This window comes from Fluoribacter dumoffii NY 23, from assembly GCF_000236165.1.
Lineage (GTDB): Bacteria > Pseudomonadota > Gammaproteobacteria > Legionellales > Legionellaceae > Legionella > Legionella dumoffii.
The window spans coordinates 1,700,753-1,725,889 of sequence record NZ_CM001373.1 but is presented as its reverse complement, the minus strand read 5'-3'; the positions used below and the strand labels follow the sequence as shown (position 1 = coordinate 1,725,889).

The window sequence follows — 25,137 nt, the reverse complement described above, 5'->3', positions numbered from 1 at the left end:
TAGCGAGTATTGGGGAGTTGGTCGTTGAAATTTTAAAGCGGGGAAATGAAAACTCAAAAACTCATTTCCTCAATTAGGCCTCGATTGATGCCCCTATCTCTGATTTTTGACATGCTTTTTGAGTTTTTGGTAACACCTGATTCCGTATGGAGCCTCTTTTTTGGCAATGAAGTGATATAATATAAATGATTGTGAGTAAATAGTTATAAAATATGCTCATTTTGTTGTAGAATAATGAGCGGGAATTTCTAACTGCGAAAATTACAGTTAGGGTTGAGCCCCAAATATCCCCCAATTTTGGCTACTGTTCATGTTTTAGTTAAATGCTAAAATGGGAAGTTATTTCGGACTCGATCTTTAATTAATGACATTTAAGTTAAAGAGGTATGTGATAAAAAATGAGCATAGTTAAAGTACGAAATATTTTTCTCATCGGACCCATGGGTGCAGGTAAAAGCACTATAGGTCGTGCTTTGGCAAAGGAGCTCAAGTTAGAATTTTTTGATTCAGATGAAGTGATCGAAGAGCGTGCTGGCGCAGATATTTCCTGGATTTTTGATATTGAGGGAGAAGAGGGATTCAGACGCCGCGAACAAAAAGTTATTGAAGAGTTAACTCAAAAGACCAACATTGTTTTGGCAACGGGTGGCGGTGTCGTAATTACTCCTGAAAACAGAAATGCATTAGCAGGGCGTGGAACTGTAATCTATCTTAAAACTTCATTACAACAGCAATTTGAAAGAACCAAGCGCGATACCAAACGCCCATTACTGCAGACGAATGATCTTGAAGGAAGATTGGAGTTATTGAGAGACGAACGCGAGCCATTCTACAATGAGTTAGCCGATGTGAGTTTTGAGACAGATAAATTAACAGTCAAAGCAGTTGCAAATAATATAATTAAATATATTTATGGCGAACTTTGAGGTTTATGATCAGGTTGATGTTTCTTTAACAGAACATCAATATCCCATTCTTATTTGCCGCAATGGTTTGCAAAACCCAAATTTTCTGCGAACCATTGTTACCTCTTCGCAAGTACTCATAGTTACCAATCAAACAATAGCTCCTTTATATTTAAAACAGGTGCAAGCTGCTTTTGCTGATGTTCAATGTGACGTGTTGATTTTAAAGGATGGAGAGCAATATAAAAATCAACACAGTTTGTTTACCATTTATGATGCACTTATTCAACAAAAGCATCATAGAGATACGGTACTAATTGCTCTGGGTGGGGGAGTAATAGGTGATATAACTGGATTTGTAGCTTCCACATATCAACGTGGTGTTAAGTTTGTTCAAATTCCCACAACCTTACTCGCCCAAATCGATGCTTCTATTGGTGGAAAAACCGCCATCAATCATGCTTTAGGCAAAAATATGATTGGCAGTTTTTATCAACCTCAGGCAGTGATTATTGATCTGGCTACACTCAACACCCTTCCAGAAAGAGAGTTTCGTGCCGGTTTAGCAGAAATGATCAAATACGGATTGCTTGCCGGAGGTGATTTTTTCAAATTGCTGAGTACAACCCTTCAGCAGGGGTTAGCAGCGAGCAGTACCCAGTTACCCCAATTAATTGCGGAATGTTGCCGTATAAAGGCGCAATTTGTTGAAACGGATGAAAAGGAAGCAGGGCAGCGTGCCCTATTGAATCTTGGTCATACTTTTGCTCATGCATTGGAAACCTACACCCACTATCAACAATGGCTGCATGGGGAAGCTGTAGCAATTGGTTTATATTGTGCCACCCTTTTATCGCATAAAATGCAGTTAGTTGATAAACAATTAGTGGAGCAGGTGGAGCAAATTCTGCATTTTGCTGGTTTGCCGCATAAAATTCCCAATACGGTTAATTTGGACAGGTTGATAGGCTTGATGCAATCGGATAAAAAAATTAAAAATAACTGTTTACGTTTTGTGTTAATTAAGAAGCCAGGAGATTGTTATCTGGAAGCTGGCGTAACAGAGGATTGTTTGTATAATGCACTTGTTGCGGCTGTAAGAGGAGAATAAAAATGAAAGAGGGAATGATTCAGTCTGATGTGGCGGCTGTAATTCAACCAAGGGTATTGTTTAAACCAGGATCTTGGCTCGCTAAAATTGATTTCATTAATCATTTGATTCTTTTTAACAATGTACTCATTACGGTTTTGGCTGAGAAAGAGGGAGGTAAAACGTCTTTTTCCTCTTTGTTGCAAAGTAATCTGGATCAACAAATCAAATCCGTTTTTATGACGGTCAAACCTCCTTGTAATAGAGAAACCATCATTCAGGAGATTGCAGCGCAATTACATCTTAATCATGATGAAAATACCGACATTAGCTCTCTGGTAACCCAGGTTAATGAGCGTAAAGCCCATGTATTACTCCTGATTGATGATGCACACCATTTACCAGAATCCTTTATTAAAGAAGTGATGATAGCAATAAAGAATCAGGAGAATTTTAGTTTCTTCCACCTGTGTCTCATCTCGGATTACTCTATTGTTGCAACGCTTAACAATTTGGTCGATGCCTATTTTGACAATTTGGTACATACCATAGAATTGGGTTCATTAAATGAAAGCGAAACCAGAACCTATGTTTTACAGCGCGCCATGGCTGCACATTTGATCAGTAAACCATTAACCGATGCCCAGTTTAAGCAATTTTATCAACTCACCAAAGGAAATGTGGCCAGGATTAACAGCAGCCTGGAATCTTTTGTATTTAAATGTGCTACCCAAAAGAAAACAGATCCATTGCAATGGTTTAAAAAGGGAGGCATTGCAGCAAGCATTGCTTTAATAGCAGGATTTGTTGGTTTTTACTTTTCCCAGCACTTTGATCTGGCTTCTCTTTATCATGGTTGGTCACTGACTAATTCTGCCCAGAATGAAAAGGTGAATCTGCAGCAGCCTGAGATTTTGGTAAGTCAAATTGCTTCCTGGCAGGATTCTTCCACTCGACAATTGGTGTATTCTTCCTTGCCGCAAAAACAGGATTTGGACGATCTTAATGACGAAATGCCCAATGATACTGTTGCCATTGTGGATAAGGTTGTGGTGATTCCCAAATTAAAAAATTTGGCAGAACAAGAACCTAGAGTTCCTGAATCTGAGTTTAAACGGGAAAGCCCTGAATCAGATCTCAAACGCGAGTCAAAGTTAGTCGAGATTCCCACAGTTAAAAAGGATAAAGAGGAGCAATCCCCCAGCTCTAAAAACAAAACCGGCCTGTATACCATTCAAGTGGCCGCCAGTCATAACATCAAGGATATAGAACGATTTCAGCAGAATAATAAACTACTCGCTCAAAATGCCAAAATAAAACATTTTACCAATGCTAAAGGTGTTTGGTATGTGCTGACACTAGGTGAGTATGGAAGCCGAACCGAAGCACAACGTCATATCACCCAATTACCCAAAAACCTGGCGCGATTAAATCCTTGGGTCAGACCCATTGCAAGCCTTGGCTAACCACATCAGATTCACCAAATGGCCGCATACAGTAATCCGGGATTTTGAGTTATATTCCCGGATTACTGCTAAATTGTAATAGGTCTTCTTTATTTCTACTGCTTCCCTAATGATTGGGTAATTTGTTCAATACGCTCCTCAGCTGCTGCAAAGATTTGTTTGAAGAGAGCAAAAAAATCATTAAACGACATGCTCTCCAAAGAATGAGCGGTCACACCGTTTGGAGTACTGACTCCTGCACGCAGTTGGTCAAAAGAGCGACCTGATTGTTTTGCTAACTCTGCGGCACCGATCACAGATTCCAAAGCAATTGTTCCTGAAAGCTCTTCGGGGATCCCGCGGCTTATTGCAGCTTTTTGCAATGCTTCAAGAAAAAGAAAAACATAAGCCGGTGCACAGCCAATGGGTGCTGTAAGCGTATCTATCAGGGACTCCTGTTCAACCCAAAAAGTATAACCTACGCCATTAAATAATGTTTCAACCCAAAGCCTGTTTTCAGCACTCACAGAGGCAGAAGCAAACAATGCTGAGGTCCCCTTACAAAATTCGGTTGGGGTATTCGTCATTACACGAACAATTTCCAGCTCGGATTGAGTGAACCAATGCATCATACTGGCTATATCTATTACTCCAGCCAGGGATATGATTAGAGGTCTATGCTTTTGCAAGGCGGATGCGATTTCCAAACATACATCCTGCATATATTGAGGTTTAACTGCAAGAATAAGGATCTCGGCATCCATAGCTGCTTGAATATTGTTGTTCGCAGATAAAACTCCCAATTCTTTAACTAATCGTTCAGATTTCTTGGGATCTCGGTTACTGAAGGTGATTGAACCGGCGGGATATCCGTTTTTAATTAGACCTCGTGCCAAAGCACTACCCAAATGACCTGCTCCAATGATAGAAATGGTTTTACTTTTAGTCATATTGTATTATATTTTGAAATTTTAACAAAAAAATACAAGATACATCGGGTTCTGTCAAGCAATAGATAAATAGAAGTCAATGAAAAATAACTATTTTACATTGAATATCCTCGGTATCCTGTTACACTAAAATTACGGTTCTCTTTCCTCTTGTGTGCACTCGATAATTAGGGATAACGAATAATAAATGATAGAAACAGTACAATTACAACAAAAAATTACTACCGTATGGCGGGATATTAACGGCTGGAACTATTATTTCTTGTTAAAATTTGCACTCCTATGGGCGGGTTATTTAAATTTTCATCCTTTCGTTAACCTGGTTTTTTTGGCATTCCTGGTGTTTCCTTTACCTTCAGTTTTACTTCATCGCTGTCGCAACTGGCTCTCTATTCCAATAGGTATTGTACTCTTTTATCATGATACATGGTTGCCTGGATTAGCCTCCATCATGAGTCAAGGCAGCAATTTGTTTTCATTTAGCTCAGACTATCTTTGGGAGTTATTGAATCGATTTATCAATTGGCAACTGTTAGGGATGGCTTTTGTCTTATTAGTTGCATACCTGTTTCTTTCTGAATGGATTCGCCTTACGGTATTTACGACTATTGGGCTAATTTGGTTAAACCTTATGAGCTTAATGCCTTCTACTGTTAATTTCATACCAGGTCCCGGTAAAGTTGTTGCAAAAAATGAACCAGAAAAAGTGGAAACTACTCCCAGCGGAATCGAACTTAACAGTAATTTGCCGCCCACTAATGAAAATCTGAATGCCTATTTGAATCAGTTTTATGATCAACAGAAAAATTTACATACGACCTTTGCAGCCTCTCTTTCTGCAGATGCCGAGCCTTTTGATATCATGTTCATCCAGATCTGCTCTCTCGCCTGGGCAGATATTGATGCGGTTCACCTCCGCAATCATCCCCTGTGGAGCAAATTTGATATCATGTTTAATAATTTCAATTCAGTTGCTTCATACAGTGGTCCTGCTGCGATTCGTTTACTTCGTGCAAGCTGTGGGGAAACATCGCATGCCGACCTTTATAAACCCGTACCCAAAGAGTGTTATATTTTAGACAACCTCGCTAATCTTGGCTTTTCTCCAGAATACATGCTTGACCACGGGGGAATATTCGGTAATTTTCTCCAGGAAATTAAAGAGTTTGGAGGTTTGGATGATGTACCCATGTTGTCCCGAGCAGGTATTTCTCCTGATCTTGTTTCCTTTGATGGTAAAATGCTTTCAGATGATGCTCAGTTACTGGATCGCTGGCTGAAACAACAGGATACATCGGCTAAAACACGTAATGTCACCTATTTTAATGAAATTTCTCTCCATGATGGAAACACCTTTATTGGCGATAGTAAACCTGCACCTTATGAACCGCGCGCACAAAAACTTTTGGATCAAACAATGAACTTTTTTAGTGCCCTGGAGAAAGCAGGGCGCAAAGCAGTTATTATTTTTATCCCTGAGCATGGAGCTAATCTTGTTGGGGACAAGTTACAGATGCCCGGGTTGCGCGATATACCCAGTCCAAGTATTACCCAAATCCCTGTCGGAATTAAATTTATTGGTTTGAAATCAAAACCCACTCAAATCCAATTGAATGAGCCAAGCAGTTATTTAGCGATTTCAGAGTTAATGGCTCGCTTAGTAGACGGCAAAATATTTAAACAGGAAAATGCAAGTTTGCAAGAATTAACTAAAAATTTGCCAAAAACAGCCTTTGTTTCCTCAAATGAAGGCGTTACAGTAATGAAGTATCAAGACAAGTTTTACATTTTACTAAAAGGCGACAGTAATTGGGTACCGTATCCCTAACTCCAGTAACTTCCCAAAACAATAATGAAGATAAATCTTTTGAGCCGCAGGAACCCAGGAAAATCTGTCCCTCCGGCTAAACCGTTTAATAATTATTAAAGATGATAGTACTTACGAGTTAGGTACTATCTAAAAGTAGAATAGGGTACTAAAGGTATGATAGGCATGTCCATATCGCCCTGCCAACCTTCAAGAGAATAACGGAGGAAAAAAACAAGATTGCTTGGCGTATAATCTGTTGATTGCTGAATATTTACAAATCCTCCAACCATAAAATGAGATCCAAGACGACGTTCTACCAATGCCAGCAAAGAATAGCCGTAACCTGTACTATTTCCTCCGGTTTGGATGGAGTTTTCTGCAGGATCAAAATTTGGTATGGCATTAGGTAAGGGATAATCCAGGAGATTTTTAGTTGTCGCGTAAGACCAGATTAGCGTTCCACCTAACTCATATGACCAGTTAGCTGTGCGTTTGCGATAGTCAATAGGGGTAGTGAATGACAAATAAAAATTAGGACTATAATATCCACCTTGGCCCAGGTTAAAACCGTACAAGTTCTTATCGTAATGCCAGACCATGTTGTTAAGCCCAAGAATAAAACGTCGGTTGTCTTCATTGATAAATTTGTGATAATAACCATCGAACAGGAGAATGCGTTGATTGGATGGGACATTTTCTCCGGTTAATTCACTGCCCACAATACTTGCCCAGAAACCGTTTGCTTCACCTCGATCGTAACTCAGCGATAAAGTTAACCCGGTAGCTACGACTCCACCCCAGGTGACGCCTGTATTTGGGTCCACTGCACCTGCAAAAGAAAGTAACGAGTTAGTCATCGGACGTTGTGATGCGGTGAGCGTCCAGCCGATATGCCGGAATTCGCCGCTGTAATTGATACCGCCAATAAAATTAGTTACAGGAAAACCTATAGGCGTTTCGCCAATATCAAAGCCCCAAACTGGATTTTGCCAGCCTCCATCCCAACTGAGGCCATTTGCCCGTTGTGCAATGCCTGTGGAGCATCCGTCGATAGCGCAAGTCCCAAAGTCACTAAAATATAATCCATCGCTATCTGTAGTAAAACTGCCTGCACTCAATCCCACAGCATCTGTTCGAAAATATGCCCGTCCATTTAAATATCCCCAATCTGCTTGGGTAATGGTATCCTGGGCGCGTAAATCAGAAATTCCTGCGGTACCGGCTAATCGCCAGTAATCTTGATCCACAGTAACACGAGTTTCTTGTTGTTTATAAAGTAAGGCTGCATCTGAGCGAATACTGCGTTTAAGCCAATCATCTCCCAAATGATTACGGGTCAAGTAGGTATAATAATCATTGCTGCTAGGCCAAATGGAGGTAATGTTGCTTTGGACCATTGCCTTTTTGTAATCTTCTTTCGCTAATTTAGGCATACGAAGTTGGGTTTCCAAGCGTGCCGCATCTCGAAAAATTAGCGAGCTGTCCAAGCTGGGAGGAACATTCATACTTTCTAGTTTGATACGGTTAAAGATGGTCAGTGCTTTTTGTGGATAACCGACACTTGTCCACGCATTGGCTAATCTTCTTTGCATGTTCACGTTATAGATTAAATTTATTTTTTGCTGCTCTTCCAGCAATTGATGTGCTTTTTTCTTGTTTCCCAGAGCGATAAGTGATTCGATTACCCCCAAATTCGCATCAGCATTGAGGGGGTCTAGAGCCTTTACATCTTGATAATAATTCAATGCAGTTGCAAAATCACCATCATTTAAAGCCCATTCAGCCAAAGTGAGTTTGATGGGGATTGTTTGTGTCTGATGCATTAAATAATCAATTGCGGCCTTGCTCTCTCCGCTATCCCGTAATTGTTGGGCATGTTCTAAAATCAATTCCGTAATTAGCCGTTGGGCTAATTGACGCATATTTTCATCCCATTGTTTTTGGGGAATAGTTTGCAGTTGGTTTAGTGCCTGTTGGGATTTTTCTATACTCGATAGAAAAAGCGCATAGGCATATGCCTGCGTTGGATTATTTTTTTGAGTTGAGCTCAGCTTTTGAAACAGTTCATTTGCTTTTTGAAAATTACCTACATGATTTAATGCTACGGCATAATGATAAACTAGCCACACATCATTGGGATCCAATTTATATGCTTGGCTGTATTTGGTGATCGCTTGTTGCCAGAGATTTTTATTTTCAAATTGTTCTGCCTGCTCTTGGAAGAGGCTGCTTTCCAAAGTCAGCCGAAGGTCTGTAAATTTGCTTTTCAGATCCCCAGGCAAGCTGTCGATATAGTCCAGCGCCTTTTTCAAAGATTCGCGTTTATAAATTCCAATAAGGCCATAAACGGCGCTACTTTTTCCTGGGCTAACGACTAAAGCTTGTTTATAAGCTTTTTCAGCTTGAATAAAATTTTTGCGGAAGAACTCTACTTCGCCTAACCCAACCCAGGCAAAATAGTTGCTACTATCTAGAAGAATAGCTTGCTGATACCTCTTTTTTGCCACATCCATATTGCCTGTTCGAAATGCAAGATCTCCGTTGGCTACCCATAATCCTGAGAGTCGTTCTTTTAGTCCATACGCCCAATTGTCTTGATTGTCATGATCAGAATAAATTTTATGGCTATTTAAAAAGTTATAAAGAATTTGTAAATGATTAAATGCATTTTGTCGCTGAGCAGGAATGTAGGATACAAGACGCCAGTATTCGGAACTTAATTCCGGTGTGGGAAAATCCCCATGGAAAAGAGCATCATATTGGGTTTTAGCCAAATCGATATGTCCCGACATCGCCATTATTCTTGCTTGCTGGAGTTTTTGACGGGCGTCAGGATCTGTAAGCAATAGGCTCATTTGAGCTTGTTTGTAGGCATCGGAACCAGGAGCTTTTTGTTTTAATTCATTGAGCAGTTCTTTTGCTAAAACAAGGTTTTTTTGCCGTATTGCCAGTCTGATTCGTGCAGCAAGAACCTCTGGATCATCTGGGGCAATTAATTGCAGACGATCCAGTGAATTCTTTACAAAATCATCTCGATAATAGGTTTCGCCCCAAATGACCTGATCTAATAAAATTTTTTTCGGATTAAAATCATCGGCAAAAGTGTTCAGTGCAATTAAGCTTAAGAATACTAAACCGAATCTGGTTTTGAGCATTAACTAATCCAATTATTTTGTCGTATTATTTCCTTGGAGCTCTCAACCCCAGGTTGATCAAAAGAATTTATATTCCAAACTACACCCTGTACAAAAATTTTATGCTCATATAAAGAAATCAATGCTCCAAGTGTTCTGGGAGAGAACTCATCCAGGCAGAGAAGGTTTACCGGTATCTCGCCTGCAATATGGTTGTGTGGATTCTCCCCGTGATTTCCGCCTTTTGTTAAGACTTCTTTATGAGCGCGACACATTTTATTTATTACGTCATCATCAAAAGTACGAACACAAATTAAATCTGCTGCTATTTTATTTGTTCCCTGACACAATAATTGATAATAACTGTGTTGTGCATGATTGCCAAGCCCTCCCCAAATAATTGGGCCTGTAGCATAATCAATTTTACGTCCTTGCCGGTTTATTGATTTACCATTGCTCTCCATATCAAGTTGCTGCAGATAGGGGACAAAGTCTTGTAAATCTTGGGTGTAAGTCATGACCAGCAGATTGTTAATATTTAAAAAATTTATATTCCATATCCCCAATAACGCGAGCAGAACCGGTAAATTTTTTGTGAAATGTTCTGAACAAAAGTGCATGTCCATGCTGTGCGCCCCAGCAAGGATTTCTGAAAAATGTTCAAAACCAATGGCGATACAGGAAATTAAATTGATTGCTGAGCAGAAGGAATAACGTCCTCCCACCCAATCCCATATCGGTAGAATTGTTTTAAAACCCATTTCCTCAGCTTTTTTAACATTTGCCGTGATGGCAATAAAATGCTGATTAAATTTTTGCTCATGGTCAATCCATGCCAAGGCTTTCTGGAAATGAGAAAGGGTTTCGGGCGTGGTAAATGATTTTGAGGAAATAATAAATAAAGTAGTTTCCGGATTTAGTTTTGCAGTGACGCGTGAAAACGCATGGGGATCAATATCCGAAATAAAATGAAACCCCAAGGTGTCGATTACTAAATCCCTTAATGCATGAATACAGAAGTAAGGGCCAAGCATCGAACCGCCGATTCCTATGTTCACCACATCAGTAATAGGCTTGCCTGAATAACCAAGCCATTCTTTATTTCTAATTTTGGTGGAAATCTGTTTCATGGTGTTACGGACATGGACTATATCAGGAATAATGTTTCGTTCGTTAACCATTATGACTTTATTGTCCGGGGCGCGAAGAGCTGTATGCAATACCGGTCTGTTTTCCGTATTGTTAATTGGTTTCCCACACATCATGGCCTGGATTTGTTCATGCAGATTACACTCATTTGCAAGCTCTATGAGTGAATCCATAATTAATTTATCGACGTGTTGCCCGCTGTAATCCAGGGTAATGTTCTCTTTGGATATCAAATTATTTTTAGTTTCGGAGTGCTGGACAATATATGTTTTTGCATATTTTTCGAGCTTCTTCCAAGCATTTTTTTTATTAAGTTGTTCCATATATCTTCTCAATCAAATCAAATTAAAACGTTCACAATCAAATTATTTATTTAAAAGCCACTTGGAAAAATTTTTTCCTTCGCTAGGATGCTCTTTACCCAAATCCACATTGGCTTTTAGAAAACCAAGTACACTGCCGCAATCATACCGTTTACCTTCATAAGGTAAAGCTAAAACCGTTTCTTTTTTTACTAATTCATTAATCGCATCGGTTAATTGAATTTCTTTATGTTCTTCTGCAGGTAGTTTCCTGATGTGGTCAAAAATACTCGGAGTAAGAACATAACGACCTACAATGGCAATATTGGAAGCAGCCAGATGCGGTTTAGGTTTTTCTACTAAATGATGGATGCTCAAAAGCTCTTTATCCCAGGGAGCACCTTGTATAATCCCATAACATTCAGTTAATTCCTGGGGAATAGTTTCTACTGCGACAATGCTGTGGCCGAATTCCTCATACATTTGGGTTAGTTGTCGAACTACCGGAATATGACTCGACATCAGATCATCAGCAAGGATGACAGCAAAGGCCTCATTACATACAATTTTTTCCGCGCACAAAACCGCATGGCCCAGTCCAAAAGGCTTTGCTTGACGAACATAAAAACACTCCATATCTGAAGGTGTTACTGATTGTACTATAGATAGCAGTTCATTTTTATCATGAAGATGCAGTTCATTCTCCAATTGATAGGCATAATCAAAATGATCTTCAATGGCGCGTTTGTTATGGCAAGTTACAAAGATCATTTGTCGTATGCCTGCGGCATATGCTTCTTCTACTGCATATTGAATCAAGGGCTTGTTCACCACAGTCAGCATTTCTTTGGGAGCTGCTTTGGTTGCTGGTAAAAATCGAGTCCCTAAACCGGCAACAGGAAATACAGCTTTGCGTATTGGCGGATATGTTGCACTCATTGTTATCTATCCATTTAGTAACAAATAATATACATTTCATTTAAGTATGCACTTAAAATATTTTGATTAATATAGTTTTTTATCAAAATTTTATAAAGGTAATTGTTTATTTTAAGAGGTTGTTATTTATGTATTCTTTAAACTGGTCCTATGCTCACAGCCTACCGAAATCTACAGCTTATTTTAAATATACCCCTGAAGATTTCCAGGTAAATGAATTTTTCAATACCCCATTTTCTGGAGCAGGGGAACATATTTTAATTAAAATCGAGAAAAAAGGGCTCACCACCCTGGAAGTAATTAAGTCACTGGCAAAATTAGTAAATAAGCCGCCAAGGGCTATTGGTTATGCAGGTTTAAAAGACAAATACGCTTTAACTACCCAATGGCTGAGTATCCACGCCCCGGGAGAAGAGATTCCGGGGATTGAGCAGATTTCAGCAACCGGTTGGCGTATTTTGGAGCATACCCGTCACCATAAAAAATTAAAACCCGGGTTTCTCGCCGGGAATCATTTTCTTGTGCGTTTGCGTGAAGTTTCGGATGAGAAAGATTTGTTGGAGCGTATTGGACGGATTAAAGAATATGGTGTCCCCAATTATTTTGGAGAGCAACGATTTGGCAGAAATATAAATAATTTACTAAAAGCCGAAGAAATGCTTGTTCAGGGCCGCAAAATCAAGGATCGATTTTTAAAAGGGATGTACTGCTCTGCTGCCCGCTCATGGATTTACAATTTAATTCTTTCCCGCCGGGTTTCGCAACAATGTTGGGATATACCCTTATCTGGGGATGTAATGCAGCTTCACGGTTCAAACAGTATTTTTGTTGTTGATTCCCCGGATAATGAATTATTTAAAAGGATTAAAGACCGGGATATTTCCCCTGCAAGCCCCTTGCCTGGAAAAAGCAAAAACAAAGCAACAGATGAAGCCCTGAAATTAATTGAGGATATTTATGCTGATTGGCAGCCCTGGCTTACAGGATTAGAGCGTTACGGGTTGGAGGAAGACTGGCGAGCCAATATTTTACATGCAGAGCAGCTTACCTGCGATATTATAGAAAATACAGCGGAGCTCACTTTCAGTTTACCTGCAGGAGCATACGCTACTGCAGTTTTACGTGAGTTGTGTCTCTATCAAGATAAATTAAGTTAAGCCGGCAAATTAAGATATGTCGAAACTTATTTACCCTTGCTTTCTAATTTAAATTTTTATCCGGATTTCTCCTGGCTACTATACTTGTTTAAAGAGATGGTTAAATTGGATTTATTCAATGATTACTCAAGCATTAATAGCTGCGATAAAGCAGGGGAATCTGGGACAATTTAAAAAATTGATGTCGAGTGTAAATGAAGAAAATTTTCTCATGTCTGATGAAAACGGCAATACATTGGTACATCTTGCTGCAATTCACAATCAAGCCGAAATTCTGAGTTTACTTTTAGAAAGCGCTGAGGAATACGCGAGCCCAGTATTGGGAGTTTCCAATAGCAACGGTTTTACCCCTCTCGAATGCTGTCATATATACTCATCCTCAAAGGCATTGTCTTTATTGGAATCAGCTCCCAAATTAAGTGACTCAAGCCGTCTTGTCATTGCGCGCGAATATGAAAAAATAAAGAAATTACCTGCAGGAGGATTTCGCAGGGAAGGATTTGGCAAAATCATTATGGTGGCAAGTGCATTGGGGGATGTTTCGGCCCTGGAGATCCTTTTTAGTATAAGGAGCAGGGAAGATTTACTTCTTTACCGAACCAAGGATGGATGGTCCACTGCCCATTTTGCTGCATATAACGACAGATTGGATGCAATTAAATTATTCCCTGAAAAATTCGCTGCTGAAATAACCGATAACCAGGGCAATACCCCCTTTATGATCGCAGCAGGGAGAGGGAGTTTAAAAGTTATTGAGTATTTGCTTGAAAAAGGTGCTGATCTGCATAAAAAAAATAAAGATGGGGAGAATGCAAGTTTTTTTGCTGTTGAAAATGGACAATTGGAAACACTTCAATTTTTAAATAAAGCAGGGATTGATTTGTTTCTTAGTAATGCGAAGGGCGAAACTACGTTAATGAGGGCTGCTCAACATGGACATCTTGACATGGTTCGTTACCTTCTGGAGCAAGGTATACCCGTTAATCAGAAAAATAAGCAAGGTAAAACAGCTTTTCAACTCGTTTTGGAAGCAAAGAATCTCGAAATAGCAGATTTTCTTTTTACTAAAATTTCTCAAAAGGAAAAGGAAGATGCTTTATTTGATGCAATTAAAAAAGGGGATTTTGAAGCAGTACAATGGTTAGTAAGACAAGGCGTTTCCTTATCCGCCCAGAACGAGTCTAAAATGACTCCTTTTTTATTGGCTGCGAGTTTGGGAAATATCCAACTCATGGATTATTTTCTCTCCCAGCAACCTTCTTCTATTCATGATGGGGATGATGAAGGGGATAAGTTTTTGTTTGTGGCGATAAAAAACCATCAAGTTCATCTTGTAAAGATTTTAGTGGAACGGGGCCTGGTTTCGCATGAAGATAAGAACTCCAAAGGACAAACGCCTTTATTGGCAGCCGCAAAACAAAATGCTGAGGGGCTCGTGGATTTGTTTCGGCAAAAAGGGTTTTCCCTGGAGGATCGCGATGCAGAAGGAAATAATGCTTTCCATCTGTTATTGGCCAAAGGCTACTGGGGAAAAACAATGGAGTATCTCTTTAACCATTGTCCGCATTTACTTTTAGAAAAAAATAATAACAATGAAACTCCCTTACATACAGCAATCCTGCTTCAGCGTACTGATGAAATAAAAGAGATGCTGCGTTTAACCACTTCGCATCCTCAAATAAAAACCAAAATGATGGAAGATAGAGATGCAGAAGGGAATACTCCTTTATTGCTCGCTCTGCAATGCAAAAATTGGGATGCTGTACCGGTGCTTTGTAATGCAGGAGCGGATATTTTGGCCAAAAATAATAAACATCAATCGGTAATTACCATTAACTACTTGAATATGGTTCCACAGGAAATCCTCAAGTCCTTCTTTGAGGCATATCAGCTGGATTATAGAGAATATTACAATCGCCGGCGGCTATATTTTATCTTTGGGGGAGAAAAGCTGAATGAAGTCCTTAAATTCCCAAATGCAGAGGTTAAATTAGGTTTGGGATTGTTCGATGATGGGGTCTGCGTGCTAAAAACCTATTTAAAAGCCTTTATCCAGGAAAAACATCCAGAGTGTTCTTCGCAGTTTAACCCCTTATTATCCGCACTGGATAAACTTCAATTGGATTCAACAGTTATTGATATAATAAACCGCCTGGATAGTGAGGGCATGGCATTTCAAGCTACGGGTTTTACGGGGCATAGTGTGCTGGCCACCTTAAAAAATATGCAGGATGGGAGCATGAAATTATCCCTTGCTGAACGTGGCGGCCGCTTGGGCGGTGCTCCCTTTTTAAATGATGAAAACAGGAAATTTGCAGCCAGCCGCTCCATTATCGTCCCTGCTGAAAAGCGCCAAGAGGTCATTGAACTTTTATTTAAAGCCAAATATGAACCCCAAACTCAAGGGATTGATATGTTATTTAATCAAATACCTGTTCTGGTGGGTAAACCTTACCAGTTCTCTACTGTTTATCAGAAGAAATTTTTTGATATTTGCTTTTACAGTAATCCCAAAACAGGTTTGTATGAAGAGATCAGACAGATTCTTGGGGAAGAAAAAGGAAAGACGTTCTACAAGGAGTTTGAGCTTTACATGAGAGAACAGGAATTAAAACAATATAAAGAATTCTGTGAGCTAAATCATCCGGGTGAAAACGTACAAGAAAATCCTATTATTGTAGCCGCGCAAGAGCTAATTGAAAAAAGGCAGGAGGCATTGTATGCATCCCAGGAATCCCCCAAAGCAAGAGGGGAGCCCTTCTAGGATTTATCCCGCACGTCAATTGATTTTTTTAATAAAGAAAGCTATGTTTTTATATGGGTAAGTCCGATTTATACACAGTTAGCAAAGGTGTAACATGAAGAGACAGGTTACAGATCTTCATGGACTGAAATCTCTTGGTATTCAGGATGATTTGCTCACACTAAGTAAGATTCACTCTATAACTGAATTTTTTTATGTAAATATTTCAAAGCAAGAAAAGATTGTCGAAATCATCGACCGTTGGGTGTTATTGAAAGAGTTTAACGATCTGGACTCTAAAATAAAATAGGAACCAACAATGCCAATTATTGCGCTACAAGGAATCCGTGGAGGAGTAGGTGTTACTTCGATTGCTGCAGGTTTAGCCTGGGCTTTACAGCAATTGAATGAATCAGCATTGGTCATTGATTTTACTCCCGACAATTTGTTACGCTTGCATTTTAATATGCCTTTTGAAGAAACCCAGGGGTGGGCTCGTGCCCATTTGGACAAGCAAAACTGGAAGGAACAAATCCATTCTTATGGCCCTCTTATAAGTTATTTACCTCTCGGGAAAATAACCCAGACAGAGCGTGTAAATCTGGAAAATGAACTGCAGGAAAATCCTGTTTTCTGGCAAAAAAATTTTGAAGAGCTCATTGCTAAAAACAAGTATCATTGGATTTTGCTTGACCTGCCAGCCGATGCTACTTTACTGACTCAACAAGGTTTAGCCTGCGCGGATAGGGTATTATTGGTGCTCACCGCAGATATGAATTGTCATATTCGCTTGCATCAGCAAAAAATTCCGGAACATTGTTATTTTTTAATCAATTATTATTCTCCAGCCAAGTCATTACAAAAAGATTTATATGATTTATGGCAGCGAATATTGCCAAATTTTTTACCCTTAATATTGCATAGTGATGAAGCACTTGCAGAAGCGCTTGCAGCTAAAAAACCTACAGGTGAATATCACGCTCATAGCCTTATCGCGCAAGATTGTAATGCATTGGCTGAATGGTGTCTGAACAATGGACAAGGAAGAAAAAATGAGTAAGGTCATGTCTTTGTTCTTATCAGATAATGCAAATAGAAAAACTCAAAAACTTTACTATCATTTTCATCACCATCTTAATCTGTCTTTTTTCAGTTCGGTGATTATTGTTTTATCCCATATAGCCGCCTGGACTTTTTTAAAGCTAGAATCTCCCAGCTGGCAATGGGTCCGTGAAAATCATCAATTTTGGTTTCCCCATATTTCCCGGAAACATCCCCGCTCAGGAGATTTTTTTCGCTATTTAATTCAAAGCCTATGGCTTTTGATATTTCGTCCCATACCCCATAAAACATCAGATAAACCTAATTTGATGCAGCGTTCCCTAAACTATTATTATTCTTTGATTGAAAAAATTCCTGCCCAGATAGAAAACAATATACTCACTCAAAAAACTACTCAGCAATTTGAACAAACAAGCAGTGGGATGCGCCGTATTATCTTCATTATATTAGGCCTGTTTTCTGCCGTATTATTATTAATTTGCATTACCCAACCCTTCAAACCTTTGGCACAATTTATTTTTGTAGTGCTCCTTTGGGGAATGGCGATGAGCATCCGCAAAGCCCCAGGGCATGTCAGTACTATTTTGTTAGTGGTTCTGTCTGTGATTGTTTCCTCTCGTTATTTATGGTGGCGTTATACCTATACTTTGGTATGGGATGATTTCTCAAGTACTCTATTTGGAAGCTTGCTTATCTTTGCTGAAACATACATCTGGCTAGTGATGATCCTGGGTTATTTTCAAAGCCTTTGGCCCTTACATCGAAAACCAGTTCCGTTGCCTGCAGATCAGGCTACCTGGCCAAGTGTAGATATTATGATCACCACTTATAATGAAGATCTAAGTATTTTAAAGCCTGGAATTTACTCGGCTCTGGGTTTGGATTGGCCAAAGGACAAACTGAATATATACATCCTGGATGATGGTAACCGTCCGGAATTTAAAGCATTCGCGGAGGAGGTAGGTGTACATTATATTGCCCGCCCAACCCATGAACATGCTAAAGCAGGCAATATTAATTATGCGTTAAAACGCTCCAAGGGAGACTTAATCGCAATTTTTGATTGTGACTATGTTATCACTCACCCCTTTTTGCAGTTAACGGTAGGCTGGTTCTTAAAAGATCCTAAACTTGCGATTGTCCAAACACCGCATCATTTTTTCTCACCGGATCCTTTTGAACGCAATTTGAAATCATTTAGAAAAACACCCAATGAGAGCTCTTTGTTTTATGGCGTGGTACAAGATGGGAATGATACCTGGAATGCAACTTATTTTTGTGGTTCCAGCGGGATTATGCGCCGTTCTGCTTTAGAAAAAATTGGAGGTTTGGCAGTAGAAAGTGTCACTGAGGATGCTCATACTTCATTAAGATTACAGCGCCTTGGCTTTAATTCTGCTTACATCCGCATCCCACTAGCAGCAGGGTTGGCAACAGAAAGCCTTGCAAGCCATGTGGCCCAGCGTATCCGTTGGGCACGTGGCATGGTCCAGATTTTACGTATGGATAACCCCTTATTGGGTAAAGGGTTGGCATTTGGGCAACGCCTTTGTTATTTCAATGCCATGTTACATTTTCTTTCAGGCGTTCCTCGTTTAATTTTTTTCATTACCCCGGCGGCATTTTTAGTTTTGAATGCGTATGTAGTTTATGCTTCTGGAGTGATGATCTTGCTTTATGCCATCCCTCATATTGTCCATGCAATTTTAACCAATGACCGCATCCAAGGCCGCTTTCGCCATTTTTTATGGAATGAAATCTATGAGACAGTGATGGCATGGTACATTGCCGTACCAACAACCATGGCTTTAATTAATCCCCATAAAGGAAGGTTTAATGTGACTCCTAAGGGGAAAGTTATTTCAGAAGAGCATGTTGACTGGATCACAGCACGTCCCTATATCGTTTTATTATGTATTAATATTGCCGGTCTAATTGCGGCTGCCTTTCGCCTGACTGTGGACCCAGCCCCAACAATTTTAGCTGTTTTTATAACTACAATCTGGACTTTATATAATATTACTATTCTTGGTGGAGCGCTTGGTGTGAGTATTGAAGCAAAACAAAGACGCAGAGCACCCCGAGTAACCTTTGTTATGCCGGCCGCAATTTCCCGCCCTGATGGCCATGTATATCAATGTGTCCTGAGAAATTATTCTGATAAAGGGGTAGGGATACAATTGGAAGAACCCAATTTGCTCAAGGCGGGAGACGAGATCACGCTTTTGCTGAAACGAGGACAAGATGAATTTGCTTTCCCAGGGACTGTTGCCTTTTCATTTAACCGCAACGCAGGGATCCGATTGCACGAGTTTACGCTCAGGCAAAATATTGATTTTATCCAGTGTACCTTTGCGCGGGCAGATGTTTGGTCCCTATGGCAAGAATCTTTTGATCAGGATAAACCCCTTAAAAGTATGCGTGATGTATTTGTTTTGGACTTACGCGGTTATTACGATATTATAGAATATACACCAAATAGAATTCGCAGGATTCTCCTGGCCATTAACAAAGCATTTATCTGGTTGGGAACTTTTCTGCCTCACAAGCCGAAACCACGGGGACACCTGGAAGCTTGAGGCTTAATAGGAATAATTAAAACTAATGGATGAGATAATGAGAAGAAAAATAATCTGGATTATATTGCTGGTTTGCGGAGCTTGCATTCACATGCACACTGCTTCAGCCGCATCAGCAACTTCTGCTCAGACCACACAACCGGTATCAATTCAAACCAACGTTCCAACCCGAAATGTCAAATTATATTTTAATAACTTGAACCAGCAGCAAGGTAATTTTACTTTGGGTAATTTTACTACCGGGAAAAATATAGAGTTCTCCGTGCGTAAAGACGAATTGATTTCCCAAGCAGTATTACACCTGCAATTTACCCCTTCACCCGCACTTATCCCTTTACTTTCACAGCTTAAAATTTATCTCAATGAAGAGTTGGTCACTGTTATCCCGATTAGTGCCGAACAACTCGGTAAATTAAATTCTGTTGATATACCAATAGACTCTCATTTTATCAGTGATTTTAACCGTCTTAGGCTTGAATTTATTGGCCATTACCAATCGATTTGTGAGAATCCAGCTCACAGCTCGATATGGATGGATATTGATAAACTCAGTTTTCTGGAGTTGACGGTGCAAACATTGCTCCTGAAAAATGATCTCTCCCATTTTCCGGAGCCTTTTTTTGATCCCCTGGATAACAATCAACTGAAGCTTCCGATGGTATTTACCGAGCAACCTAATTTGCTCCAACAACGTGCAGCAGCAATTTTAGCGTCATGGTTTGGGAGTAAAGCCTTATGGCGGGGAACTTCTTTTTCAGTTTTATTTAATCAATTACCCAATAGTAATGCCATTGTGTTCATGACCAACCGGCAAAGACCTGAGTTTCTGAAAAACTACAAGACAGTAAATGCTCCTTCAGTTGAAATGATAAGCCATCCTGATAATCCCTATATCAAATTATTAGTAATTTCGGGGCGCGATGATCAGGATTTACTGACCGCTGTCCAGGGAATAGCTCAAGGTAATGTTCTTTTTCGAGGCCCAAGTGTTACCATTGCCAATGTAAAAAGATTGGAGCCTCGCAAGCCTTATGACGCTCCAAACTGGGTTCCTACGGATAGGCCTGTACCTTTTGAGAAGTTAGTGGAATTTGAAGGTCAATTGCAGACAACAGGGTATACTCCTTACCCGGTTTCGTTGCGGTTTAATTTACCTCCTGATTTATTCCTTAATCAATCCAGGGGTATCAAAGTGAATTTAAAATACCGTTACTCCTTCCCTCCAGTTGCCAGTGTTTCAGAACTGAACATTAGCCTGAATAACTATTTTGTGAAAAGCTATAAACTTGAGTCGCAGCAGGAAAAATCTTTCTCAGCGAAAATGGCTGAAACACGTAAAAAACTCTATATTCCGGCAAAATTAGGGGCACATAACCAATTCACTTTTGATTTTGCATACGGCACCCAGGTTGCTGGCGGAATGAGCAATGATCAATGCATCACTTATCAAGTAATTAGCAATTCAGGACTTATAGCAGATTCTTCAACTTTGGACTTATCCAATTATTATCATTTTATTACAATGCCCAATCTAAATGCTTTCATGAGCTCAGGTTTTCCTTTCAGTATAATGGCTGATCTCTCGCAAACAATAGTATACATGGATCCTCAATCACCACCTGAATCGGTCTCTACCTTACTCAACGTGATGGGTAATATTGGTGCCGCAACAGGCTATCCCGTCTTGGCCATGACTTTGACGAATAACTGGTCGCAAGTTAAAAATAAAGATGCCGATGTGTTAATTATTGGTTCTTTACCAGGGGACCTTCGTAATAATGATGATCTCAATTTGTTAATTAATAAAACCCAGGATTGGGTTAAAAAGCCTTTAAATCCGAATATGATGCCAGACACGCATCGAATAACCCCTTTCAGTGTGGCTGAAAGCAAAACTACAGTGAGCGCTGCAGGACCTATGGCCGCCATTCTTGGTATCAAATCTCCATACCACAATAAGCGCAGCATTGTTATTTTATTGATAGAAAACCTTGGAGGTTTTGATTTAATGAACAAGGCGCTGATCAATAACAAAAATGTGGATAAAGTTTTTGGTTCATTAGCCGTAATTCGTAACTCCGGGATTGATAGTTTCAGGGTCGGGAAAACTTATCATCTGGGATCCTTACCCTGGTGGGAGCGTTTTTGGTTTTCATTGCAAAAACATCCTTTAAATTTGGCGCTTTTATCGCTTTTGGCTGCAATAATAATTACCTTCCTGATTTGGAATGGTTTAAAAACAGTGAGTAAACGCCGTCTAAAAGGAACCTCACAGGAAAAGACGTGATTAAATCAAAAAATAAAAAAAATTGTTTGTTATTTATTTTATTTATCTTGAACTTATCTGATGTCTTTGCAAATACACAATGGCCGATGTGGGAGAGATTTAAACAGTTTTACATCAGTAGTGATGGACGAGTAATTGATCCCCAACTTCCTGAAAAAAAGACAACTTCAGAAGGCCAAAGTTATGGATTATTCTTTGCTTTGGTGGCTGGTGATCAAGTCATATTTGAGAAACTGTTACATTGGACCGAAAATAACCTTGCTGCGGGCAACCTGGGAAAACACCTGCCAGCATGGGAGTGGGGACAAAATTCCAAAAAAAAATGGACTGTTTTAGATACTAATTCTGCAGCAGATTCTGACCTTTGGATTGCCTATGATCTTTTGGAAGCAGGCCGTATATGGAACAATAAAAGATATCAGTCCCTTGGTGAAAAACTGCTTAGACGTATTCTCAAGGAAGAGGTGATTGAAATTCCTGGTTTAGGACTGATGTTACTCCCTGGCAAGACTGGGTTCAATTTCAAGAAAAGCTGGCGCCTTAATCCCAGTTATCTACCTCCTCAGCTTTTTGCTCGCTTTGCGTTATATGACAGCAAGTGGGCTACTCTTGAACAGAACAGTAAACGCTTGTTATTGGAGACATCTCCCAAAGGTTTTGCCCCGGACTGGGTACTTTGGAAAGTGAATAAGGGTTGGCAGCCGGATTTACAATATCCTAATTTGGGAAGTTATAATGCCATCCGTGTATATCTTTGGGTGGGAATGTTAGCTCAGGACGCACCTCAAGCTGGAGATTTAATAGGTCACTTTTTGCCTATTGTGGGAGTGACGCAACAATTAGGTGCTCCTCCTGAAAAAATAAATACAGTCAGCGGTAAGACCCAAGGAAAAGGCCCTATTGGATTTAGTGCGGCATTATTGCCGCTATTAACCAACTATCCTTCTGAACTGACAATACAAAAGAAACGGGTTGAGGCACAAGAACTGACTGGGGGCGAGTATTACAACTCAGTTCTCAGGCTTTTTGGAGAGGGGTGGGAGGAAAATCGATTTCGTTTTAATGCCAAAGGCGAACTTATTTTACCCAGGTAAAAATCAGATCCCACGCAGCTCAGTTTTTTGTAAAGGCAACATTTTAATATTCGCTGTATTCATTCAATGTCTTAAGAAATTGTTCCCCGTAATGAGTTAATTTGTGTTGGCCCACACCCGGTACTGCCAGTAACTGATCCAAATTTTCAGGTTTTGCCTCTGCCATTGCCTGTAAAGTGGCATCGCTGAAGATCATAAAGGGTGGTTTATTTTCCTCATCGGCCAACTTCCGTCTTAAAGCACGAAGTAATTCAAATAATGGACTGTTTGCTGCCTGAGTTGTCTTCCGTTCTTTAGTTTTCTTCTTGCTGTTTTTAGGATCACTGGTGAACAGAGTCAATGATATTTTTTCTTCACCTTTAAGAATAGGAATGGCTTTCGGGGTTAATTTAAGTACATTAAAATAACTCATATCTTGAACACAAAACTCTTTATGAATGAGTTGCCAGGCTAATTGTTTCCAGTAATGGGCTGACTTTTCTTTTCCAATCCCAAAGGTACTTAATTGATCATGGCCGAGTTGTTTTATTTTATCCGAGGTACTGCCTCGTAATACATCAATAGTGTGGGTTAAACCATAATTTTGTTGTAACCGATAAATACAAGACAGAAATTTTTGTGCATCTTCTGTTGCATCCGCGGTGATTGGAGGATTATCACACACGTCACAATATTGGCACTCTGTATCGCAAGGCTCATCGAAATAGCGTAATAAAATTTGTCGGCGACAATGCGAAGCTTCGGCAAAAGCAAGCATGTGGTTGAGTTTATTGATTTCAACCCGTCTTTGTTCATCCAATGGATTATTATGGATCCAGGAACGTAAGCGAGCACTATCGGCTGCATCATAAAGTAAAAGTGCTTGTGCCGGTAAGCCATCACGCCCGGCCCGTCCAGTCTCTTGATAGTAGCCCTCTATATTTTTAGGTAAGTCATAGTGGACGACAAAGCGAACATTGGATTTATCAATACCCATTCCGAAAGCAATCGTAGCAACCACAATGTCGATACGATCATGTCTGAATAAACCCTGTACCTCTCGTCGTTCCTTGTGAGGAAGTCCCGCATGATAGGCACGTGCTTTGAAGTCCATTTCCTGTAATTTTTGCGCAAGAGTTTCTACGGCAGTACGTGTACTGCAGTAAATAATCCCGGATTGTCGTTCCACTGTATGTAAAAATTGACCCAATTGCTTCACTGCATTTGTTTTGTGCACCACTTTATAATGGATGTTGGGTCTATTAAAGGAAGCAATGTATTTCCTGGGTGTATAATGAAGTTTATCAATTATATCCTGACGGGTTTGTTTATCGGCAGTGGCAGTTAAAGCAATAATGGGGATATTGGGGAAATGCGTTTTTAAGACCCCCAGAGCAGCATATTCAGGACGAAAATCATGACCCCATTGAGAGATACAATGAGCCTCATCAATTGCAAAAAGTGCAATATGACATTCTTTTAACCGTTCCAAAAATGAGGGGCTCATCAGCCGTTCAGGGGCGATATATAATAAATCGAGTTCGTTATGATGTAATTGCATCAATACTTTTTTTGATTCTTCACCAGATAAGGAGGAATTATAATAAGCAGCACGGATTCCTTGTAACCGTAATGCAGTTACCTGATCTTCCATTAATGCTATTAACGGGGAAACAACGATGCCTGTACCTGGTCGCACAATGGCGGGGATCTGATAACATAGAGACTTTCCGCCCCCTGTTGGCATTAAAACAAGAACATCCTTTCCTTCAATAACCTCATTAATGATGTCTTCTTGGGGTGTTCTAAATGAGTCAAAACCAAAGTACTCTTTAAGTACAGCAAGCGAATTTTTATTGCGAGTTACAGGTGCCGCAAGAGTTTCCATATATTATTCTTATTCTTTTCATCATCGCTGAAAGCGTGCAATCATATCATCATGGCTTGGAAATAAAAGCATTATCTTTTATGTAAAAGCGCAGTAATTTATCTGCCCAATCCTTTGCATAATGCACGCCAATTCTCGGTTTTTCCACTATTGTAAAGGCATTTTGCTTCTCTTCTTCAGCAATATAAAAGGTATCACTGGTAAGATCATGTTGATTCAGTTCTTTGTTGATGTGCATTGCTTTGGAAAGCAATCCAGGTCCCTGGGTTCTGCCTTGAATATTTTTAACGGGCTCAATAGCGCGCAACAATATTGCAGAGCCCTGGCCTTCTGTTTCGGTAACTACATTGGTACAGTAATACATTCCATAAATTAAATAGATGTAAGCATAACCCGCAGGCCCAAACATAACTTTAGTTCTTTGGGTAAGCCCTTTGGAGGAATGCGATGCAAGATCATGCTGTCCCAGATACGCTTCGACCTCGACAATTCGCCCTATGTATTCCATTCCAGATTTATTATGAATCAGGTATTTACCCAAAAGCTCTTTGGCAACAAGGGTTGTATCCCGTTCATAAAATGTTCTGGGTAATTTTCGAAGCATATCTCTTTCATGGATGATAA

17 protein-coding genes are annotated in these 25,137 nt (G+C 39.8%); 11 read left to right on the top strand and 6 right to left on the bottom strand.

What is annotated here, in order from left to right:
* Positions 1-398: 398 nt before the first annotated feature.
* From aroK to KYQ_RS07745, 3 genes are read left to right on the top strand one after another with little or no spacing between them, the layout of a single operon-like run.
* Positions 399-926 (top strand): shikimate kinase AroK, encoded by a 528-nt coding sequence (gene aroK, locus KYQ_RS07755; RefSeq protein WP_010653139.1) that lies wholly within the window; start codon positions 399-401, stop codon positions 924-926.
* Positions 913-2,016: a 3-dehydroquinate synthase gene (aroB, locus tag KYQ_RS07750; RefSeq protein ID WP_019349827.1), complete on the top strand. Its 1,104-nt coding sequence runs from the start codon at positions 913-915 to the stop codon at positions 2,014-2,016. Before aroK ends, aroB begins: the two co-directional genes overlap by 14 nt.
* A gap of 2 nt (positions 2,017-2,018) precedes the next feature.
* Positions 2,019-3,461: an SPOR domain-containing protein gene (locus KYQ_RS07745; RefSeq protein ID WP_010653141.1), complete on the top strand. Its 1,443-nt coding sequence runs from the start codon at positions 2,019-2,021 to the stop codon at positions 3,459-3,461.
* A 95-nt stretch (positions 3,462-3,556) separates the two neighbouring features.
* On the opposite strand, the gene proC is transcribed toward KYQ_RS07745, so the two are convergent.
* Positions 3,557-4,390: a pyrroline-5-carboxylate reductase gene (gene proC / locus KYQ_RS07740; protein ID WP_010653142.1), complete on the bottom strand. Its 834-nt coding sequence runs from the start codon at positions 4,388-4,390 to the stop codon at positions 3,557-3,559.
* Positions 4,391-4,577: 187 nt separating this feature from the next.
* Between proC and bcsG the strand changes: the two genes are divergently transcribed.
* A complete protein-coding gene (bcsG, locus tag KYQ_RS07735) occupies positions 4,578-6,218 on the top strand; it encodes a cellulose biosynthesis protein BcsG (protein ID WP_019349826.1) in 1,641 nt (546 codons plus the stop codon).
* A 125-nt stretch (positions 6,219-6,343) separates the two neighbouring features.
* Here bcsG and bcsC read toward each other — a convergent pair whose 3' ends face one another.
* The 3 genes from bcsC to galU are packed head-to-tail and all read right to left on the bottom strand — an operon-like array spanning position 6,344 to position 11,724.
* On the bottom strand, positions 6,344-9,355 hold the full coding sequence (gene bcsC / locus KYQ_RS07730) for a cellulose synthase complex outer membrane protein BcsC (protein ID WP_019349825.1): 3,012 nt from the start codon (positions 9,353-9,355) through the stop codon (positions 6,344-6,346).
* Positions 9,355-10,806, bottom strand: a complete 1,452-nt coding sequence (gene pgi / locus KYQ_RS07725) for a glucose-6-phosphate isomerase (protein WP_010653145.1) — start codon at positions 10,804-10,806, stop codon at positions 9,355-9,357. Before pgi ends, bcsC begins: the two co-directional genes overlap by 1 nt.
* A gap of 42 nt (positions 10,807-10,848) precedes the next feature.
* A complete protein-coding gene (gene galU, locus KYQ_RS07720) occupies positions 10,849-11,724 on the bottom strand; it encodes a UTP--glucose-1-phosphate uridylyltransferase GalU (protein ID WP_010653146.1) in 876 nt (291 codons plus the stop codon).
* A gap of 128 nt (positions 11,725-11,852) precedes the next feature.
* Here galU and truD point away from each other — a divergent pair, with 128 nt between their 5' ends.
* The 7 genes from truD (at position 11,853) to bcsZ (ending at position 22,646) form a co-directional block, all read left to right on the top strand.
* A complete protein-coding gene (gene truD / locus KYQ_RS07715) occupies positions 11,853-12,881 on the top strand; it encodes a tRNA pseudouridine(13) synthase TruD (RefSeq protein WP_019349824.1) in 1,029 nt (342 codons plus the stop codon).
* A 118-nt stretch (positions 12,882-12,999) separates the two neighbouring features.
* Positions 13,000-15,645, top strand: coding sequence for an ankyrin repeat domain-containing protein (locus KYQ_RS07710; protein WP_019349823.1), 2,646 nt, complete (start codon positions 13,000-13,002; stop codon positions 15,643-15,645).
* A gap of 94 nt (positions 15,646-15,739) precedes the next feature.
* A complete protein-coding gene (locus KYQ_RS07705; protein ID WP_010653149.1) occupies positions 15,740-15,934 on the top strand; it encodes a cellulose biosynthesis BcsR family protein in 195 nt (64 codons plus the stop codon).
* 9 nt (positions 15,935-15,943) lie between these two features.
* Positions 15,944-16,684: a cellulose biosynthesis protein BcsQ gene (gene bcsQ, locus KYQ_RS07700; RefSeq protein ID WP_010653150.1), complete on the top strand. Its 741-nt coding sequence runs from the start codon at positions 15,944-15,946 to the stop codon at positions 16,682-16,684.
* Positions 16,677-19,265, top strand: coding sequence for a UDP-forming cellulose synthase catalytic subunit (bcsA, locus tag KYQ_RS07695; RefSeq protein ID WP_019349822.1), 2,589 nt, complete (start codon positions 16,677-16,679; stop codon positions 19,263-19,265). Before bcsQ ends, bcsA begins: the two co-directional genes overlap by 8 nt.
* 37 nt (positions 19,266-19,302) lie before the next feature.
* A complete protein-coding gene (gene bcsB, locus KYQ_RS07690) occupies positions 19,303-21,552 on the top strand; it encodes a cellulose biosynthesis cyclic di-GMP-binding regulatory protein BcsB (protein WP_019349821.1) in 2,250 nt (749 codons plus the stop codon).
* Positions 21,549-22,646: a cellulose synthase complex periplasmic endoglucanase BcsZ gene (bcsZ, locus tag KYQ_RS07685; RefSeq protein ID WP_010653153.1), complete on the top strand. Its 1,098-nt coding sequence runs from the start codon at positions 21,549-21,551 to the stop codon at positions 22,644-22,646. The genes bcsB and bcsZ overlap by 4 nt, the downstream gene beginning before the upstream one ends.
* A gap of 43 nt (positions 22,647-22,689) precedes the next feature.
* On the opposite strand, the gene recQ is transcribed toward bcsZ, so the two are convergent.
* Both recQ and KYQ_RS07675 read right to left on the bottom strand, forming a co-directional pair.
* A complete protein-coding gene (recQ, locus tag KYQ_RS07680; RefSeq protein WP_010653154.1) occupies positions 22,690-24,513 on the bottom strand; it encodes a DNA helicase RecQ in 1,824 nt (607 codons plus the stop codon).
* A gap of 49 nt (positions 24,514-24,562) precedes the next feature.
* Entirely contained in the window at positions 24,563-25,117 is a 555-nt protein-coding gene (locus KYQ_RS07675; protein ID WP_010653155.1) for a DNA-3-methyladenine glycosylase, read from the bottom strand.
* Positions 25,118-25,137: the final 20 nt, after the last annotated feature.

What these genes read in the sequence shown, in the direction of transcription:
- truD (WP_019349824.1), top strand. Translation starts at nt 11,853, where the DNA reads ATGTATTCTTTAAACTGGTCCTATGCTCACAGCCTACCGAAATCTACA.
- proC (WP_010653142.1), bottom strand. Translation starts at nt 4,390, where the DNA reads ATGACTAAAAGTAAAACCATTTCTATCATTGGAGCAGGTCATTTGGGT.
- aroK (WP_010653139.1), top strand. Translation starts at nt 399, where the DNA reads ATGAGCATAGTTAAAGTACGAAATATTTTTCTCATCGGACCCATGGGT.
- bcsC (WP_019349825.1), bottom strand. Translation starts at nt 9,355, where the DNA reads ATGCTCAAAACCAGATTCGGTTTAGTATTCTTAAGCTTAATTGCACTG.
- bcsB (WP_019349821.1), top strand. Translation starts at nt 19,303, where the DNA reads ATGAGAAGAAAAATAATCTGGATTATATTGCTGGTTTGCGGAGCTTGC.
- bcsA (WP_019349822.1), top strand. Translation starts at nt 16,677, where the DNA reads ATGAGTAAGGTCATGTCTTTGTTCTTATCAGATAATGCAAATAGAAAA.
- KYQ_RS07705 (WP_010653149.1), top strand. Translation starts at nt 15,740, where the DNA reads ATGAAGAGACAGGTTACAGATCTTCATGGACTGAAATCTCTTGGTATT.
- recQ (WP_010653154.1), bottom strand. Translation starts at nt 24,513, where the DNA reads ATGGAAACTCTTGCGGCACCTGTAACTCGCAATAAAAATTCGCTTGCT.
- KYQ_RS07675 (WP_010653155.1), bottom strand. Translation starts at nt 25,117, where the DNA reads ATGCTTCGAAAATTACCCAGAACATTTTATGAACGGGATACAACCCTT.
- KYQ_RS07710 (WP_019349823.1), top strand. Translation starts at nt 13,000, where the DNA reads ATGATTACTCAAGCATTAATAGCTGCGATAAAGCAGGGGAATCTGGGA.
- KYQ_RS07745 (WP_010653141.1), top strand. Translation starts at nt 2,019, where the DNA reads ATGAAAGAGGGAATGATTCAGTCTGATGTGGCGGCTGTAATTCAACCA.
- galU (WP_010653146.1), bottom strand. Translation starts at nt 11,724, where the DNA reads ATGAGTGCAACATATCCGCCAATACGCAAAGCTGTATTTCCTGTTGCC.
- bcsQ (WP_010653150.1), top strand. Translation starts at nt 15,944, where the DNA reads ATGCCAATTATTGCGCTACAAGGAATCCGTGGAGGAGTAGGTGTTACT.
- pgi (WP_010653145.1), bottom strand. Translation starts at nt 10,806, where the DNA reads ATGGAACAACTTAATAAAAAAAATGCTTGGAAGAAGCTCGAAAAATAT.
- bcsG (WP_019349826.1), top strand. Translation starts at nt 4,578, where the DNA reads ATGATAGAAACAGTACAATTACAACAAAAAATTACTACCGTATGGCGG.
- aroB (WP_019349827.1), top strand. Translation starts at nt 913, where the DNA reads ATGGCGAACTTTGAGGTTTATGATCAGGTTGATGTTTCTTTAACAGAA.